This window comes from Corallococcus sp. AB030, from assembly GCF_003668965.1.
Lineage (GTDB): Bacteria > Myxococcota > Myxococcia > Myxococcales > Myxococcaceae > Corallococcus > Corallococcus exiguus.
The window spans coordinates 1-384 of record NZ_RAWQ01000538.1; the positions used below are offsets into that span (position 1 = coordinate 1).

Annotated in this window: 1 protein-coding gene; it reads left to right on the forward strand. The window is 66.7% G+C overall.

Annotated features, from left to right (window positions below; translation table 11 throughout):
- Nucleotides 1-127: 127 nt before the first annotated feature.
- Nucleotides 128-384 (forward strand): hypothetical protein (locus tag D7Y15_RS46315; RefSeq protein WP_233605348.1); only part of this gene is annotated, 257 nt, incomplete at its 3' end.

The window sequence follows — 384 nt, forward strand, 5'->3', positions numbered from 1 at the left end:
CCCACACACCGTCAGAGCGCGACAGGCAGTACCGTCGGATCGGAATACTGAAGCGCGACCGCCCGCCCAGAAACGAGCAGGCGGAAGCCCGTCCGACAGCACGCAGCAGCCCCTTGGAGAGGCCCGCATGACGAGCGAGACCGGATACTCCTCACCCGAGGCCGAATGGCCCCGGGTGAGTTCCGCGCGCCGCCATGTAACGCTCACGACCCCAACAGCGATGGAGGAAGTGAACGGGGAAGCCTCGTCCATCGCCGCGCTGGTCTCAGCAGCGCGATCCGGTGACGACGCGGCACGGGAGACACTTCTCGACGACGTGCACCAACGTGCACTTCGCTATGCCTCGGCAAGGTTGGGGGCCTTCAGTGGCTCCCGCGAACTCGC